General features: G+C 49.0%; 17 protein-coding genes. 16 read left to right on the top strand and 1 reads right to left on the bottom strand.

Annotation, left to right across the window (positions count from 1 at the left end):
* Positions 1-11: 11 nt before the first annotated feature.
* The 9 genes from QN379_RS03775 to QN379_RS03815 all read left to right on the top strand — a co-directional run bounded on the left by QN379_RS03775 (position 12) and on the right by QN379_RS03815 (position 9501).
* Positions 12-956: an SDR family oxidoreductase gene (locus tag QN379_RS03775; protein ID WP_322236217.1), complete on the top strand. Its 945-nt coding sequence runs from the start codon at positions 12-14 to the stop codon at positions 954-956.
* 292 nt (positions 957-1248) lie between these two features.
* A complete protein-coding gene (locus QN379_RS03780; RefSeq protein WP_323506118.1) occupies positions 1249-2022 on the top strand; it encodes an ABC transporter ATP-binding protein in 774 nt (257 codons plus the stop codon).
* Positions 2023-2072: 50 nt separating this feature from the next.
* Positions 2073-3077, top strand: coding sequence for an ABC transporter substrate-binding protein (locus QN379_RS03785; RefSeq protein WP_323506119.1), 1005 nt, complete (start codon positions 2073-2075; stop codon positions 3075-3077).
* Between the two features lie 355 nt (positions 3078-3432).
* Complete coding sequence (locus QN379_RS03790; RefSeq protein ID WP_323506056.1) at positions 3433-4206, top strand: ABC transporter permease; 774 nt, start codon at positions 3433-3435, stop codon at positions 4204-4206.
* A 109-nt stretch (positions 4207-4315) separates the two neighbouring features.
* Positions 4316-5161, top strand: coding sequence for a transporter substrate-binding domain-containing protein (locus QN379_RS03795; RefSeq protein ID WP_323506057.1), 846 nt, complete (start codon positions 4316-4318; stop codon positions 5159-5161).
* Between the two features lie 468 nt (positions 5162-5629).
* Positions 5630-6757 carry a branched-chain amino acid ABC transporter substrate-binding protein gene (locus QN379_RS03800; RefSeq protein ID WP_323506058.1) on the top strand — a complete coding sequence of 376 codons (1128 nt, stop codon included), beginning with the start codon at positions 5630-5632 and terminating at the stop codon, positions 6755-6757.
* 165 nt (positions 6758-6922) lie between these two features.
* Entirely contained in the window at positions 6923-7933 is a 1011-nt protein-coding gene (lhpH, locus tag QN379_RS03805) for a trans-3-hydroxy-L-proline dehydratase (protein WP_323506059.1), read from the top strand.
* Positions 7934-7971: 38 nt separating this feature from the next.
* The gene (locus QN379_RS03810; RefSeq protein ID WP_323506060.1) at positions 7972-8895 is read left to right on the top strand and encodes a delta(1)-pyrroline-2-carboxylate reductase family protein; all 924 of its coding nucleotides are present in this window, start codon (positions 7972-7974) and stop codon (positions 8893-8895) included.
* Between the two features lie 330 nt (positions 8896-9225).
* On the top strand, positions 9226-9501 hold the full coding sequence (locus QN379_RS03815; RefSeq protein ID WP_323506061.1) for a hypothetical protein: 276 nt from the start codon (positions 9226-9228) through the stop codon (positions 9499-9501).
* Between the two features lie 288 nt (positions 9502-9789).
* Here QN379_RS03815 and QN379_RS03820 read toward each other — a convergent pair whose 3' ends face one another.
* A complete protein-coding gene (locus QN379_RS03820; protein WP_322236233.1) occupies positions 9790-10254 on the bottom strand; it encodes a rhodanese-like domain-containing protein in 465 nt (154 codons plus the stop codon).
* Positions 10255-10724: 470 nt separating this feature from the next.
* On the opposite strand from QN379_RS03820, the gene glnA reads away from it, so the two are divergent.
* The 7 genes from glnA (at position 10725) to QN379_RS03855 (ending at position 17795) form a co-directional block, all read left to right on the top strand.
* Complete coding sequence (gene glnA, locus QN379_RS03825) at positions 10725-12140, top strand: type I glutamate--ammonia ligase (protein WP_322236235.1); 1416 nt, start codon at positions 10725-10727, stop codon at positions 12138-12140.
* A gap of 290 nt (positions 12141-12430) precedes the next feature.
* Positions 12431-12928, top strand: coding sequence for a DUF4124 domain-containing protein (locus QN379_RS03830; RefSeq protein WP_323506062.1), 498 nt, complete (start codon positions 12431-12433; stop codon positions 12926-12928).
* Positions 12929-13110: 182 nt separating this feature from the next.
* Positions 13111-14193: a nitrogen regulation protein NR(II) gene (gene glnL, locus QN379_RS03835; protein ID WP_322236239.1), complete on the top strand. Its 1083-nt coding sequence runs from the start codon at positions 13111-13113 to the stop codon at positions 14191-14193.
* A gap of 100 nt (positions 14194-14293) precedes the next feature.
* Positions 14294-15847: a nitrogen regulation protein NR(I) gene (ntrC, locus tag QN379_RS03840; RefSeq protein WP_323506063.1), complete on the top strand. Its 1554-nt coding sequence runs from the start codon at positions 14294-14296 to the stop codon at positions 15845-15847.
* Between the two features lie 145 nt (positions 15848-15992).
* Positions 15993-16754 carry a metallophosphoesterase family protein gene (locus QN379_RS03845; protein WP_323506064.1) on the top strand — a complete coding sequence of 254 codons (762 nt, stop codon included), beginning with the start codon at positions 15993-15995 and terminating at the stop codon, positions 16752-16754.
* Entirely contained in the window at positions 16751-17383 is a 633-nt protein-coding gene (locus QN379_RS03850; RefSeq protein WP_323506065.1) for a glutathione S-transferase, read from the top strand. The genes QN379_RS03845 and QN379_RS03850 overlap by 4 nt, the downstream gene beginning before the upstream one ends.
* Positions 17384-17441: 58 nt before the next feature.
* Complete coding sequence (locus tag QN379_RS03855) at positions 17442-17795, top strand: YkgJ family cysteine cluster protein (RefSeq protein ID WP_369124712.1); 354 nt, start codon at positions 17442-17444, stop codon at positions 17793-17795.
* Positions 17796-18119 lie beyond the last annotated feature (324 nt).

Raw genomic sequence — 18119 nt, forward strand, 5'->3', positions numbered from 1 at the left:
CAATCCTGACTATGAAAAAAATATTACAAAATTCGGTTACTAACAGCACGTTACTCTCCAAATTGGGTAAGCCGCGCCTGATGATCTTGGGGTGTGGCGATGTTGGTATGCGATTGTTGCCATTATTGCAACAACGGTTCAGGGTGTTTGCTGTCACCAGCCAAGTCGCCCGGTTTGCTGAATTACGCGATGCGGGAGCGCATCCGGTACTTGCAGACCTGGATCATCCTCACACGCTAGGGCGGTTAAGCCAATTGGCGCAAATCGTTGTACATTTGGCACCGCCACAATCGCATGGAAGCAAGGATCAGCGAACCCGTAATCTGGCCGCTATTTTACCCGAGCGCACGACGCTTGTTTATATTAGTACGAGCGGCGTATATGGCGATTGCGATGGGCGATCCATCGATGAGACGCGCACCGTCAATCCGCATAATGCGCGCGCCCAGCGCCGCGTTGACGCTGAGAATGTATTGCGTGCGTGGGCAAAGCGTCGCTCCGGCCGCCTGTCGATTCTGCGTGTGCCGGGGATTTACGCAGCCAATCGGTTGCCAATTGAACGTTTAAAAAAGGGCACGCCTGCGCTACGGGCAGAAGAGGACGTGTACACCAACCACATTCATGCAGACGATTTGGCACAGATTATTTTTTCGGCAATTTATAAGGCTGCGCCGTCGCGGGTGTATCACGCAGTCGATGATTCAGAGCTAAAGATGGCGGATTATTTCGATGCAGTCGCCGCTGCTTTCGACTTGCCGACCGCACCGCGCTTGCCACGCGAAGAACTTACGCAGCAGGTATCGCCGATGCTGTTGTCATTTATGTCGGAATCACGCCGTTTGCAAAATACCCGGATCAAAGCCGAGTTAGGCGTCCGCTTGCGGTATCCGGATATTCATTCAGCGCTGAACCAGATGGGCGCAGATGCCCGCCGTGCGTTGACCGACCAAATTTGACTAACGCAATTAGATCAGGTGGTGAATTGTTAAAAATTAAACTTTATTAAATTTACAACAAATTTCAGCTTTCGCATAAGCATACAATCTAAAAGTTCTTGTAGCCTTATAGCAACGCCGATAAAGTCCGGTGAAAGCAGCAATGTGCACATTGTGCTTATTCTGACCGTTAAAGGTTATTCCGTTAAGCAACGATGCAATAATGCGTTTGCGCTATTTTGCAAGACCATTGCCACGTTTTTTGCTGCCATCTCTGGCCATTATTATTTACGAGAACAACTGCACATTTCTGATGAAGTTATCTTTTAATCATATTCATAAACAATATTCCGGCTTGCCAGTCGTCGACGACTTCAATTGCGACATCGAAGACGGCGAGTTGGTAGCGTTGGTCGGACCATCCGGCTGCGGAAAATCGACCTTATTGCATCTCGCAGCGGGTTTGGCCGAGGCCAGCAGCGGTAGCGTTCTTGCTGATGGTAAACAAATAACCCGGCCACATCCTGAGCGAATGTTGATGTTTCAGGAAAACGCGTTGTATCCGTGGCTAACATTAGAGGCAAACGTCGCCCTGGCACTGGAATTGCAGAAAATCGCTAAAGCGGAAGCACGCACCCAAGCCCGCGCTTGGCTCGCTAAAGTTAATTTGGAAGGTTTCGAAACTTACTATCCGCATCAGGTTTCCGGCGGAATGCGCCAGCGTGCCGCGTTGGCAAGGGCCTTTATCACCAAACCGCAGGCGTTATTATTGGATGAGCCCTTTGGTGCTCTCGATGCGTTGACCCGTATGACGTTGCAAGATGCGCTGCGCCAGTTGATTCGTGCCGATCATCCGACCGTGTTATTAGTGACGCATGACGTGGATGAGGCACTATTTCTTGCGGACCGGATTTTGGTATTTAGCCCGCGTCCGGCTAAAGTATTGCGCGAATTCAACCTGACCCATCACGAAAAAACCCACGATTTGTCTGAGTTTTCGACAATACGGCGAGAAATATTATGTCTGCTCGGCATTCACGCCGATCAGGATGAACTGTCTAAAACCCTGGAAGGAGTTGGCGTATGAAGATCGACAAGCGTGTACTTAAAAGTACGAACACCAGCATGAATATCAATATCAAACTGAAAAAATTTCTGCTGATTCCAACAATGCTCCTACTCGCTCTGGCATTCACCAGCCAGGCGTCAGCAGCGGAAAAATTCAAAATCGGCTATCTGCGCGTAATGGATGATGCGCAAGCGATTGCCGCATTCGAAGGCGGACTGTATAAAAAATATGGTCTGGATGTAGAACTGGTTGAATTTAAATCGGGCACCGACTTGATCAAGGCCATCCTTGGCGGTCAAATGGACACCGGGGTTTTAGGCTTTACGAACGCGGTAGCGTGGGCGTCCAAAGGTGCCGACCTGAAAGTCGTCGCCGGTGCGCAGCATGGCTATCATGCTCTGGTGGTGCGCAATGATAGCGGCATCAAGGACGTTGCTGGTCTCAAAGGGAAGACACTAGCATCGCAAGCGGAAGGCAGCACCGCCGACACAGTACTTAAAGGCGTCAGCCTGAAAGCCGCCGGTCTCAAAGCGGACGATATCAATATCGTCGGCGTTAGCCCGCAAGTAGCGGTGCAATCGCTGGTCGGCAAGCGCGTAGATGCTGCGTTTCTGTTCGAACCGCAAGCCAGCATTGCCAAACTAGTCGCGCCAGTAACCCAGATTTATGAAGTCGGCGCGGTCTGGCCATTCCCGTGCATGGTCGTCATCACATCCGGCGAAACGTTGACCAAACGTCGCGATGCAGTGTGGAAATCGCTTGATGCACAACGCGAAGCCATTCAATTGCTGACGAAAGATCCAGCGGCGGCATCGAAGCTGATCTCGCCTTACTTTATTGCAGAACCCACTTTAAAAACGCTGAAGCATGGGGATTTGCCACGTGATGTCGTGATCACCGATGCGATTAAAACGCAGACATTTAATGCGGCCTTAATGCCGAAAGAATTGGCGCGGATGCAAGAGTTAGCGAATATTCTGCAAGATCAAGGCTCACTAAAAACCAAAGATGGAAAGCCTTTTAACGTCAACACCATAGTTGACCTAGACTGGCAAACTGCACGCAAGCTTTAGGTCTTGGTCGGACTTCCGAAAAACCGCCCCAGCGGCGTTGTGCTTTCCTTGCCGCCAACGTGGCCCGGTACTCGCGTGCTGTCTGCGTCGGCACGCCTTGCTGGGACGATTTTGCGAAAGTCCTGATTCGGTGGTTGGTTAAAGGTTGCCTGCGGCGTGGTTTTTCAGCCGTACCTTTGTGTGCTCTCTTCTTCGTCCGGATTGGTGAGTTCGTTGCTGGGAATATTTCTGATCCCTAAATAAGTAATTGGAATTTTTAGAGTTCTTTTTTTGCTTAAATTTAATCATTATCAATGGCCGGCTCGCAGTCGGCCATTGACCTTTACAGTGTATTTTGAACGTATTTAAATAATGTATGAGTGCTCAGATTCGTGTTGGTGGTGTGCGTAAAAAAATGGCGATGGCGCTGGCTATTGTGGTGATTTTGTTTGGTTGGCAAGTCGCTGCGTGGTCGTTGCCGGATTTTTTGATGCCGGGGGTTATTCCGGTTTTTCATCGGCTTTGGGAAGAAATTCAATCGCCTGATTTTCGTACCGCTTTGTGGGGAAGTCTGACGCGTCTTGGGTTTGGTTATGGGGCGGCGTTAGTTTTTGGTATCGGCTTCGGGCTGGTCGGTGCGGTGCTATTTTTCTTTCGAGAAGTGTTGAAGTCGGCGATCATTATTTTGCAGTCGATTCCATCGATTGCATGGGTTCCTTTGTTTCTGATTTTGATGGGTTTTGGGAATTTGCCGATTATCGTTGTAGTCGCCATCGCTGCTTTTTTTCCTGCCGCGTTAAGTGTGATGAATGCGACCGAAAGTGTGCAGCAAGTACACGTCTCCGCCGCCCGCGTAATGGGTGCGAACCGTTGGGATATGCTGAAGCGGGTGTATCTTCCAGCAGTCATACCGGAGCTGATTACCGGCGCGCAACTGGCTTTTGGTAATGCCTGGCGTGCGTTAATATCGGCTGAAATGTTGATTGGATTTGGTAAGGGATTGGGGCGCACGTTAGCGTACTCAGGTGAGACCGCTGACATGGTCGGTGTAATGACAAATATTCTGGTGATTGCAGTGTTAGCCGCGTTGATTGATCAATTCATTTTGGAAAAACTTAAACATCATTTGTTACGCTATCAATACGTGTAATTAGTGCGCTATTATCAACAGACGTCATCAATATTAATCACTTATTTTGACCATGAAAATACGTTCGCCTTTGTGGTCTCATTTGCTGCGTAGATTGCATAGGGGGGCGATGACGTGTTTGCCGATCTGGTCCAGATTGCCCCGTTTTCCAGCACGGCAGATTACCATTTTATGTCTGGCAACAAGCGCCATGGTGTCATGGGCCCAGACCGATGTTCCTGGTCGCATCCTGCAACGTGACCGGCTGATTGTGGGGGTTGATTATGTCAGTCAGACTTACATTGCCGGCGCCAAGTTTCGGACCCCGGAAAGCCTTGACAGCGAGGTTGCAGCAGGGCTCGCCAAGCGCCTGAAGGTCGGTTTGTCGATGGTCCGGGTGAAGCCGGAAAATCGCTTGCAGTTACTCACTTCCGGCAAAGTGGATGCCTTATTGTTGCGCGTCTCCGAGGGGGAGATTGCCAGCATGGCAAGCGGCCAAAAAGTGGTGATGACCGGCTATCAGGCGCAACCTAAATTAATCATGCGGACGGACACGACTATCAAGCAGTGGTCGCATCTTAAGGGGCGCAGCGTGTGCGTCTCTGCGGGCAGTCCGTATGTGGGCAGTATGCAGGCGCGTTACGGTGCGCAAGAAATAGTGGTGAAGGCGCCGGCCGATGCGCTGTTGGCGGTGCGAACCGGTGTTTGCGACGCGACCGTTCACGATGATGTCTTGCTGGATGAGATGTTAAAGCTTCCCGAGTGGAAAAAGTTTTCGGCGAGCTTGCCGCTAGCGGGGCCGACGACCAAACTGGTCTGGGTACTTCGTCCGGTGGATGTTGAGGTGCGGCGCGCTGCTTTCGGCCTGATGCAAGATTGGCGTAGTAATGGATTTTGGTTGAATACGCGTAAAAAATGGGTCAATACCGTTGCTTTTGAGGTGTATCTCGACCAGAACGTGCCAGATTGCCATTAACGCCCATTAGTGTAAGACACTGTGAGTCACTATCAAATGGCCGACTCACTTCTGCTATTTTAGCTGCCGAGCTGCATTTTCTTTCTACTTCTTCTTCTTCTTCTTCTTCTTTTTAGCAGTCACACCTATTTCTCCGCATTTGTCACTCTTTTGTGCGCAAACGTTGTTAATCGCGTTTGCCCTATCGACTTTTTGCCCGATCTAATTCCCCTTATTCCTGGCGATACCGCTTAGTCAAGCGACTTTGTTGTTTCTGAGTGAAGTAGGTATTTATTTGTCAGTAAATCGATATAAACTTGCGCTGTTCGCCATTGAATCTATGGGGAAACTGCCGCACAAAAAAATTAAATGCGGCAAGTACCCTGCTAGGATTGCGGTCTGCAAGAGGGCGTAAGGGAGTTGCATTCGTGCCGGTTGCAAGAGGAATGACAAAAATTAACATTACGAAGACAGACGAAAGGATTAGCCATGTACGCACGGACCAAATTGATGATGGTGATGTTGGCAGCACTTCCAGGACTCGCTATGGCGCAGGAGACACAAGTAGTACAAATCGGTTTCAGCGGCCCGTTGACCGGCCCACAAGCATCTGCCGGTAAGGATAACCAAGGCGGTTTGTCCATGGCGATCGACAAACTGAATGCTCAGGGACTTGTCATCGGCGGTAAAAAAATTAAGTTCGAAGCCTTGATGGAAGACGATCAGGCCGATCCACGTGCAGGCGTTAGCGTCGCTCAGAAACTGAGCGATCTGCACGTTAAAGCGATTATCGGACCTTATAATTCTGGGGTTACTATCCCTGCATCGCGTGTCTACAACGACAGCGGTATTGTGATGGCAACGGTTGCCTCGAATCCAAAAATCACGCAACAGGGCTTTGCCAATGTTTTCCGCGTTGCAGCTAGCGATAGCCAGCTTGGTGGAAAGATGGCGTTGTATGCAGCCAAGGAACTGAAAGTGAAGCAAGTATCGATCATTGATGATCGTACAGCTTATGGCCAAGGTCTGGCTGAAGAGTTTGCTAAAGTTGCCAAGGCCAATGGTATCAAAGTCGTCAGCACTGACTTCACCAACGACAAAGCGACTGATTTCACCGCGATACTGACCTCGATCAAAGCGAAAAAACCTGACGCGATTTTCTACGGCGGATACTCGCCACAAGGCGGTCCAATGACACGTCAGATGAAGCAACTAGGATTAAATACTAAGTTGCTGGGCGGCGATGGTATTTGCGCGCCAGAAATGGGCCGTCTGGGCGGCGATGCTGTGGGCGATCAGGTGTATTGCACCCAAGGTGGCGCGATGCTCGATAAATTGGCTGCAGGAAAGACGTTTGCCGCTGATTACCAAAAACGTTTCAGCCGTCCTGCTGAAACCTATGCAGCGTCGTTTTACGACGGCATGATGGTCGTGGCGCAGGCAATGAAAGAAGCCAATTCGGTTGAGCCAAAGCAATATATCGCGGCGTTAGGCAAGATCAAATACAAAGGTGTTGCGGGTTTGTATGAGTTTGACGCGAATCACGATTTGAAACAATCGCCGGTGACCGTATTCCGGTTTAAGGATGGCTTGCCCGTCGCGCTGACAAGTTATTAATCAGCGGTGATATGGCGCACCAGGATTGGTGTTGCCGGGTAATTTAAAATGTCGTCGCCGTTTTTACGGGGACGACATTTTTGTTTTTAAAGCTTAAATTTTGAAGCTTACATTTTTGAAGCGTCATTTTTGAAATGTAAAAACGGTTTTTCAAGGAACAGCATCATGTTGAGTTACACACGCACCATACACACAGTTGACGCGCATACCGGCGGTGAGCCATTGCGCATCGTGATTTCGGGACTATCGCCGGTGCCGGGCGAGACTATATTGGCACGTCGCGCATGGCTGCAAAAAAACCGTGACAACGTGCGTCAATTCCTCATGAACGAGCCGCGCGGCCATGCTGACATGTACGGTGCGTATCTGTTGCCCGCAGTGACAGCTGAGGCCGACTTCGGCGTAATTTTTATCCACAATGAAGGTTATAGCGACATGTGCGGTCACGGCATTATTGCGCTCGGAAAGGTATTGGTGGAATTGAACCATGTCGAGCGCACGATTCCGTTGACGCGCATTGGTTTTGACACGCCAGCGGGATTTATTGAAGCACAGGTTGAATGGGATGGAACGCGCGCAGGCAGCGTCACTTTTCGTAACGTTCCGGCATTCATTTATCAACGCGATATCGAAGTTGATACCCCCAGTTTTGGAAAAATTATCGGTGATGTCGTGTTCGGTGGCGCTTTCTACTACTACATCAACGCAGATCAGGCGAATGTCCAGATCCGGCCAGAACAAGTCCGCACGTTAATTCAGCTCGGTGCAGAAACCAAGGCGGCGGTAAAAGCCAAAATCAACATTCAGCATCCCATCGAAACAGGACTGAATACACTGTACGGCACGATCGTCGACGGCGCGCCAAACAATCCAACGGCTGATCAGGCAAATGTGTGTATTTTTGCAGATCGTGAGGTCGACCGTTCGCCAACCGGAACCGGTACCTCGGGCCGTGCTGCCCAATTGTTTTTGAGAGGAAAACTTTCACTGGACCAACCGCTGATCAACGAAAGTATCGTTGGTAGCTGTTTTAGTGTGCGTGTTGTTGGCACAACCAAGGTTGCTGATTTTGATGCGGTAATGACAGAGGTAACCGGTGATGCGCATATCATGAGCTTCAATCAATGGGTGTTGGAAGAATCAGATCCATTCCCAGAGGGTTTCTTTTTACGCTAACGGCAATTCCTAAACGCAGTTTTAAAGGCGACCAAAATATGCATATTCTCAATTCGCAACAAACCGCAGCAGCGTTGCCGTACAAGGCTTTGGTTCCCGCAATCGCATTAGCTGCAAAACAGTTATATGATGGTCAGATCAACGCACCAGAGCGCATGGTCGTCGAGATCGATAAGGCTAGTGTGTTGCTGTGCATGCCGGCGATTGGTGCAGATATCAGTGTCACAAAATTGATTACCGTTCACGCGAATAATAGCCATCATCAGCTTCCTGCTATCCAAGGTGAAGTGGTGGTTTTTGAAACAGGGACCGGGCGCCGTCTGGCGCTACTTGACGGTCCGGTGGTATCGGCGCGCCGCACGGCGGCGGTTACGCTGCTAGGTATTCAAACGTTATTACCGCGTAAACCGGAGACCGCATTATTGATTGGGACAGGTGTTCAGGCGGCAGCGCACGCTGACGCACTCGCGGAGTATTTTGGCGTACGCACGTTTTGGATTGCTGCCCGCGACACGGCTAAAACCCAAGCATTTTGCGATGCATTAAGGCAACGTTATCGGCAAGTTTCAGTGCATCCGATTGCCGCCGATACGCTGGATAATGCGCTGCCGTTGACGGATGTAGTGATCGCGTTGACGACGTCACGGTCAGCGGTTATTCCAAAGCATATTTCGGCAGATACGTTAGCTGTTGGCGTGGGCGCGTTTAAACCGGACATGGTTGAGTTTCCTGCCGAGTTATTGCATGAGCGCACTATTATTGTCGATTATCTGGCAGGTGCGAAGCATGAAGCCGGTGATTTGCTACAGGCCAAAATTGATTGGTCTGCGGTCGTTGAATTGCCGCAAGTATTACGACAACGCTCGTTACAAACGGATACATTGCCTGTATTTAAAACCGTTGGCCATGCCGCCTGGGATTTGGCCGCAGCACGGGTTGCAATGACATCGTTAACGTTTTAAAAGAACTAAAACACAAACCATGTATGGGGCAAAAGTGGGGTAAAAGTAAATGGTTTGGGCTGCAAAAACAGGGTCCGTAGATTGCCGCTTTTCATTGGCGTTTAACATCACTTTTCAAATAAGCATTGAACTTTTATTTTTGAGGGACGGTCTATCAGGAGCCTGTTTTGCATTTCTGCATACGAACGGCGAATTTGCTTGCTAACGCGGATTTTTAATTCTGTGTACATCGTGCCGCCGTTTTTCGAACGCGGTATTTGCCATGGTATTTACGCCAGCAATTAAGCTGGCAATCACCATGGTAATCAACCTTTTTGAAGGAGTTCTCATATGCTAACGTTACGCAATCTATTGACTGTCTCAGCTATCGCTGCCTGCGCCACTACTGCTTATGCACAAACACCTGCACCAGCAGCGCCTATGATGGATGCATCAGGGCAACAAGTGGTGATGATCCCTATTCCGGGCACTGATAATTCAATGATGAATCGCTTCGACGATCCTCTTGTTCAAGCGCGGGTTGCCAGATCGGGAGGCGACGCTTCTAGTAAAAATATGAAGATGAATCCGAAGCAAACAGTTGATGAAAAAGATAAAGGGAAGTAACGTATTTCAGCGTTATGCGGTCAATCCTGCAGGGCATTTGAGGCGGGATTAAATTAACATCTGCTGATGTTTCTTCGCATTTTTTGCTTAGCATTGCGCAGTATTCTACTTAGGGTTTTTCATTGCAATTGTGCGATTGGTATGTTTTAACATCGCTTCTGGCATTGAAGTTAGACCAAATCAATATCGTCCGCCAGACTGACAGCGGACGATATTGATTTCGGTGCATCTTTCCTTGTTGGGCTCACACTCTATGCATTTTATTTATCAGGAATGCGTAGCATTTGTTCATGCCCCCATCCAAGGCAAGTCGGCCTTGCACCATCCACCCACAGTTTTCCGATGTCCTGCGGCGTCTTTATCGCCTTCAAATCCTTCGAGAATATCAAAGCAAGCGACGTAGCCGTTTTCAGTCGCTAGCGTTGCTGCGTGACGCGAGCGTACGCCCGATCGGCACAGGAAGACTAGCGTTGTTTGTTTATTGGCAAATAATGCTAATTGATTTAAAAAGTCGGGGTTTGGCGTACCGCCCGGATATTGCGTCCATTGCACAGCGGCGTGTTGTTTCTCGTTGATCGTCACCCGACCAATCCAATCCCTTTCTGCATTGGTCCGAACGTCGACTAAAATTGTATCGGGACTAGCTGTTAACAACGCATAGGTCTCGGCTGGCGTAAAAGCGCCTGCATACGGTAAGTTTCCGGCTTGACCACGGGTGCGGCCGATTTCTAACAACTTCGCGGTGCCTGGCATGTTGTGTCTCCGAATAAAATGGTCGAATAGTAAAGATACATAACCATTATATGATTGAAAAAGAGTGTCCGAAAAGGATCGATCTTTATTGCACTAAATTGGTGCGCAATAATTCCGCTTGAATTCAAGAGCTTTATTTTGGTGCGTAAATTTGATATTGCCCCTGAATGAAGCATCTAAATTGATTGCGTATCGATAGCTGGCGTTATTTTTTTACAAATAAGCCTCCAAACTAGCAAATATGATGAATGAATAACGAATCGCGTTCCACCCGACGGTGGCATGGATTCTGCTATCATTCTCCGTTGAATTCAGTTGTATCGTTTTCTTGTTGTATTGATATTCTCTTGTTTCGCTTATGTGTTGCTTGCATGAGTGAGGCAGGCAGGACATTTATGCACATATTGAATACCCAAATTTGCAAGTCCATTTAAAACATTCGCAGTACTTTCTGAAATTAGGAGCTCCACATGGCAATGACGGCCGCAGAAGTCTTGAAGATGGTGAAAGACAACGAAGTAAAGTTCGTTGATTTTCGCTTCGCTGATACCAAAGGCAAGGAGCAGCACGTAACTGTCCCTGTTTCCCATTTTGATATGGACAAATTTGAGTCCGGTCATGCTTTTGACGGTTCTTCGATTGCTGGCTGGAAGGGTATTGAAGCATCAGACATGATTCTGATTCCTGATCCTAATACCGCCAACATCGATCCGTTCATGGAAGAAACCACATTGTTCATGCAATGTGACGTAATCGAGCCAGCCGATGGTAAAGGTTATGATCGTGACCCGCGTTCGATCGCCAAGCGCGCTGAAGCGTACTTGAAATCGTCCGGTCTGGGCGACACTGCCTATTTCGGTCCAGAGCCGGAATTTTTCATTTTTGATAATGTTCGTTGGGGCGCCGACATGTCGGGTTCCTTCGTCAAGATCGGTTCCGAAGAAGCATCATGGAGTTCGAGCGCGGACCTGCCAAACGGCAATACAGGTCACCGTCCTACCGTAAAGGGTGGTTACTTCCCAGTCCCACCAGTCGACAGCTTCCAGGACATGCGTTCGGAAATGTGTTTGATTCTGGAATCTCTGGGTATCCCGGTTGAAGTACATCACCACGAAGTTGCAGGCGCTGGTCAGAACGAAATCGGTACCCGGTTCTCGACGCTGGTTGAGCGTGCTGACTGGACCCAGAATCTGAAATATGTGGTCTGGAACGTGGCCCATACCTACGGCAAAACAGCGACTTTTATGCCTAAGCCTATCGTTGGCGATAACGGCTCCGGTATGCACGTTCACCAATCGGTCTGGAAAGACGGCGTCAACCTGTTCGCAGGCGACGGTTATGCTGGTTTGTCTGAATTCGCACTGTATTACATAGGCGGTATCATCAAGCATGCCAAGGCATTGAACGCGATTACCAATCCGGGTACTAACTCGTACAAGCGTCTGGTCCCAGGCTACGAAGCGCCGGTCAAACTGGCTTATTCAGCTAAAAACCGTTCTGCTTCTATCCGTATTCCACACGTGTCGAATCCAAAAGGACGTCGGATCGAAACACGTTTCCCTGATCCACTGGCTAACCCGTACCTGTGTTTTGCTGCGTTGCTGATGGCTGGTCTGGACGGCGTGCAAAACAAAATCCATCCGGGCGAAGCAGCATCGAAAGATCTCTACCATTTGCCGCCAGAAGAAGACAAGTTGATCCCAACTGTCTGCGCGTCATTGGAAGAAGCATTGGAAGCGCTAGACAAGGATCGTGAATTCTTGACCCGCGGTGGTGTTTTCAGCGACAGCATGATCGATGCTTATCTAGAGTTGAAGATGCAAGAAGTACAGCGCTTCCGCATGGCGACGCATCCGATTGAGTTTGACATGTATTATTCGGTGTAATTCGTTACGAGTTCGTAATGAATTTATAACGGATTTGTTTCGAATTTGTATCGATAGATAGCGATTTAAAATATTGTTTTAATTCGTCATATTTTTTAAGCGATATTTTGATCAAAAAAAAGGACCGGAAAAATCATCTTTTCCGGTCCTTTTATACTATTGGACATCGTTTTAATAGTCATTCTGGCACGATAGAATACCAAGTAATTACCTAGCAACTACTTAGCAGGTAGTCACGACAGTCTGGTTTGACTTAAACTAACGTCTTCATTGAATTGCGAAGAGAGTCTATGAAGCACCTCATTCCGGGAATTCTGATCGTTGCTGCCATGAGCGCAATCGGTGGGGCTGCCATGGCCCAAAGTAATATCTATCTTTGTGTCGATGCGCAAGGCACCAGGGAATATAAAAATACAGGTGATACCAAAGGCTGCAAAAAGGTGGATTTACCACCGTTGTCAGTAGCGTCATCACCGCGTCCAGCAGTTGGATCAAACGCGGCGAATAAGTCGTCGCCAGTGACGCCGCCAGACTTTCCTAAAGTCGACGGTGGGACTCAAAAAACGCGTGACAATGACCGCCGTCAGATTCTGCAGGACGAATTAAAGACAGAACAGCAGAAGCTCGCAGATATTGAAAAAGTGTACAACAACGGTGTGCCGGAACGTCAGGGCAATGAGCGCAACTATGCGAAATACCAGGATCGGGTAGCATCGATGAAAGATGATTTGGCGCGCACTCAAAAAAATATTGAAGCGCTTAACCGCGAGCTTTCGAATTTAAAATAAAGATAGTGCGCTATTGCATGTAGCACTTGGTATTAACTTTGCTTGGAATAAGGCCGCGTATGCGGCTTTATTTTTTTGTTATAGATACTGCGCGGCAGCCTGCACTAAGTTCCACTCATTTAAGAGGACGTTGAGGTGTAAAGTGCATTCTCATAGTTTGTTTATATTAAAGAGATTTTTGAATGACAACTAAAACTGCAGTACCGACAGCAACTGAAGGGCTTGAACTACTGGCCTCGGCGGTTCTATTGCTGGACAGAGAAGGACGTATTGTCTATGCCAATCCTACCGCAGAAAGTTTACTCGAAAGTTCGGTTAAGGCACTCAAGCAACAAAAGCTGAGTGATCTATTTTTAAATGGCGGCCAGCTGGCTGCTGTCTTTGAGAAGGCGGTCGCGCATCAGTTTGACGATCTGCGGCAGGATTTGATTTTGGACCGCATTGGTCGCGAACCGCTTTGGGTCGATACCATCGCGAAGGTACTCGACAATCCCGCCACACCTGTTCTGATCGAGTTACGAGAAAATGTTCAACAACTCAGATTAGAAAGAGAAGAACGGCTGTTCGATCAAAGTCAGGTGAATAAGGAATTAATTCGCAATCTGGCGCATGAAATTAAAAATCCTCTCGGTGGCATTCGGGGTGCTGCGCAGTTGCTCGAACTGGAACTGCCCGAGCGTCACCTGAAAGAGTTACGCGAATACACGCAGGTAATTATTAAGGAAGCCGATCGGCTGCAAACATTGGTGGACCGTCTACTCGCGCCGCATCGACGAGCGCACATCGTCGGCGATGTCGACATCCATGAGGTGTGTGAGAGGGTGCGCAGCCTTATGGTCGCCGAGTTTCCGCATGGCTTAAGGATTAATCGCGATTACGACTTGTCGATCCCACAATTTCGCGGTGATAAAGAGCAGCTCATTCAAGCCATACTCAACATCGCGCATAATGCCGCGCAGGCTTTAGCGCACCGTATTCAGGACGGAGATGCCGATTTGACATTTCAGACCAGAATTGTGCGTCAGGTAACGTTGGCGAAGGTCCGTTATCGCCTGGCATTAGACTTGCATATCATTGATAACGGACCGGGTATTCCTATCGACATTCAGGAGCGTATTTTTTATCCTCTCGTATCGGGGCGTGATGGTGGGAGTGGTTTGGGGCTGACGCTGGCACAGACCTTTGTACAACAGCACTCGGGAGTAATCGAGTGCGAAAGTCGCCCGGGCTGTACTGATTTCAGGGTATTGATTCCTCTGCCTTAATAGACTGCGTGGACCGCGTAGTTGTGCAGCTCAGAGGATCACAAGGCCGAAAAGCTACCGACAGAATGCTAACCGCAAGATTATTGAAGCCTGGACACATATGAAACCAATTTGGATTGTTGACGACGACGAATCGATACGATGGGTGCTGGAAAAAGCGCTGGCCCGTGAAAATCTGGTCACCAAGAGTTTTTCGAATGCACGCGATGCGATGGATGCGTTGCAATCCAGCACACCACAAGTGCTTGTCTCAGACATTCGTATGCCGGGGACATCCGGACTTGAATTATTGCAAACAATTAAAGCGCAACATCCGGGCGTGCCGGTTATCATCATCACCGCGTTTTCGGATCTTGATTCAGCCGTCGCCGCATTTCAGGGCGGTGCGTTTGAATATCTCGCAAAGCCGTTCGATCTGGAAAAAGCAGTCGAACTCATTCGGCGTGCGCTGGACGAAAGCTTACGCGAAGTCAATATAGAGCAAGCCTCCGCCGAAACGCCGGAAATTCTGGGTCAGGCGCCCGCAATGCAGGATGTGTTTCGCGCCATTGGACGTCTTTCACAATCGCATGTAACCGTTTTGATAACGGGCGAATCGGGTACTGGAAAGGAACTGGTGGCGCGCGCTCTACATAAACACAGCCCACGTGCGTTACAACCTTTTATCGCATTGAACACAGCCGCAATTCCAAAAGATTTGCTTGAATCCGAATTGTTCGGGCACGAGCGTGGTGCATTTACCGGTGCGCAGGCGTCACGACGCGGGCGCTTTGAGCAAGCTGAAGGTGGAACCCTGTTTCTGGATGAAATTGGTGATATGCCGTTTGATTTACAAACGCGCTTATTACGCGTTCTCTCTGATGGTCATTTTTATCGGGTTGGCGGTCATCAGTCGCTCAAAGCCAATGTCCGTGTCATAGCCGCCACGCATCAGAATCTGGAAACGCGGGTGCGGGAAGGTCTGTTCCGTGAAGACTTATATCACCGACTAAATGTCATCCGTTTGCGCTTGCCAAGTTTGCGTGAGCGACGTGAAGATATTCCCATTCTGACGCGTCATTTTCTAGGACAAAGTGCTAAGCAACTAGGCGTTGAAAGCAAACGTGTTTCCGAAGGTGCGATGCGTTTTATCAGTGCTTTGGACTTGCCCGGTAACGTCCGACAGCTAGAAAATCTCTGCAACTGGATCACTGTGATGGCGCCCGGCCAGACAGTTGAAATCAAGGATTTGCCGCAGGAATTAATTGCTGAATATGATAAGCCGCTTGGCCAGATTAGCCACGATGTGACTGGTAACACCTATGTATCGGCTGGTCTGGCGCCATTTGATCTGCACGTCGCGTCGACTACAAATATCTCTCCGGAAGATGTAAATCGATTTGCAAAGTTGTCAGATACGAACTTAACTTCTGCTGCCAACGATGGCCGAAATTGGATCAGTCTTTTAGAAGTGGAGGCCGCTACGATGCTGACCGGCGGTGATACCGACGTGATGGATGTATTGGGACGGCAATTTGAATCTGCGCTGATCAAGATCGCTCTGAAGCATACTCATGGACGCAAGAACGATGCAGCAATCAGATTGGGGATCGGGCGCAATACTATCACGCGGAAAATTCAGGAATTAGGAATAGCTGGCGCAAAGGACGACTAATCTGTGAAATTGGCAGGGCTAAAGCCGACGCTAGTGAGCGTTGGCTGGCTCGCTGATTATTTAATCGACACCGATTAGCCTCGAAGCAGTCAAAAATGGTGGACACCAGTAAAATAGGGCCTTTACTATCCTGGTGAGGCAAATAATGCGTCTTGCGATCCTGTCCGATCTACACCTGACCGTCGCGGAAATGTCCGTACCGCCCAGCAATTGCGATGTCGTGATTTTGGCCGGAGACATCGCTCGCCCGCAACAGGCGATTACCTGGGCGCGTCAATTTGACGTGCCGGTTGTCTATGTTCCTGGTAATCATGAATATTACGGTGGCAGCCTGACCGGTACTTTGGCAACCTTGCGCACACTTGCAGAAGGTACGAACGTTCATATTCTTGAGCGTGACGAAATGTGCTTGCATGGCGTACGCTTTCTAGGATGTACCTTGTGGACTGATTTTCGACTGGCACCGACCGTCGAAGAATGTGACGCATCAATGACGATGGCCAGCGAGCTTGTTCGTGATTTCAGTCGTATAAAACTGGATGTGGACAATGAAACTTTATTTACGCCTGTTATATCGCGGCAGATTTTTGATCAGTCGGTAACTTGGTTGGGGCACAAATTTGCTGAATCTTTCGACGGTACAACAGTCGTTGTCTCGCACCATGCGCCTACAAGAGATAGTATTCATCCAAAATATGAGGGCTCACCTTTCAATGGATGTTTCGTTTCTGACATTGAAGAAAAACTTGCATCCTGGCAGCCAGCGTTATGGGTCCACGGACACCTGCATGACAGTTCCGATTACCAAATAAAGCAGACGCGTGTGGTGTGCAATCCGCGTGGTTATGTACGCGATGGCATTGCCGAGAATCCGTTGTTCGATCCGCATCTGGTGATCCAGATATGACCGACCAAGGTCTGCCGATCCTGTACACATTTCGTCGCTGCCCTTATGCGATCCGTGCACGTTTGGCGATCAAGGCCAGCGCAGTGCCGGTTCGGATGGTAGAAGTCAGCCTGCGTAATAAACCACAAGCGATGCTGGATTGCTCTCCAAAAGGGACTGTGCCGGTATTGCACTTGCAGGATGGAACAGTCATCGACCAAAGCATCGATATTATGCGATGGGCGCTGGCGATTAACGATCCGCAGGATTGGTTGATTGGGTGCGATGACTTGTCGCCTGATGTCGCTGCGTTGATCGCGCAAAATGATGGCAGCTTTAAGCACAGCCTTGATCGTTATAAATATGCAGAGCGATTTCCAACATTCTCCGCAGCAGATTATCGCCTTCAGTGTGAACTATTTCTATCGATCTTAAATGCGCGCCTGTCGTTGCATGGCTACTTATTGCGAGACCAGCCGAGCCTCGCCGACATGGCACTTTTTCCATTCATTCGGCAATTCGCGCACGTGGATAAGGAATGGTTTTATGGCGTCAATAATGCGCATATACACGTTATCCGATGGTTAGATTCGTTGATCGAATCGCCCCTGTTTGGTGCCGTCATGGAAAAGAAATGCGCGCCAACATAGCGACTTTTGTCGTTGTTGCCAACGCACGTCGAGTACATTTTTTTGGTGAGGTTCTACATTGACCGACAACATGCAAAAAATAAGATTCTTTCGGTCGCACATACCGACATTTGCTTGCGTTCCCGGTTGCCACGATTGCTGTGGACCGGTAAAGGCCTCATCTGACGAGATGGCGAGAATGCCCGTTAAAAGTGACACAGAACATGATGTTGCATTAGCCAACTTAAGCTGCCCACATCTCGGTGAGAAGGGCTGTCAGGTTTATGAAGACCGGCCGATCATTTGTCGTCTGTTTGGCACTACGCCGCGACTTGCATGTCCAAACGGGATGCGCCCGGACCAGATGATCGATACACGAATCGAGGCAAAAATTGATCAGTTTTTTCGAGGAGTGCGCCATGTGTTGGTGTGAAGTGGCAAACAGTTATGCTATGTGCTGCATGCGCCAGTCTGAGAGCGCGAGTTTGTAGAAATTTCGGCACGCGTTTGTTCTCCTCATAAAATACGATTTCCCTCAAAATCAGGTGTGACGCCCTATCGGTCATTAGTCCAAACACTTAAAATATTATCGCGTTTATGCGGAGCTTTCAGGGAAGCGCTATTTTGATTATGTCGACGCGTTTAGCTGCAAATCTTCTCATTAATTCTAAGCTGCCGTTGTTAAGTGTTGATGTTTGGATAGATACTACTATCGTTTTACCGGCCCACGCATTGGAGGGATGACCTGTCTCGTTGT

The organism is Glaciimonas sp. Gout2, from assembly GCF_035018905.1.
In the GTDB taxonomy this organism is placed as follows: Bacteria; Pseudomonadota; Gammaproteobacteria; order Burkholderiales; family Burkholderiaceae_D; genus Glaciimonas.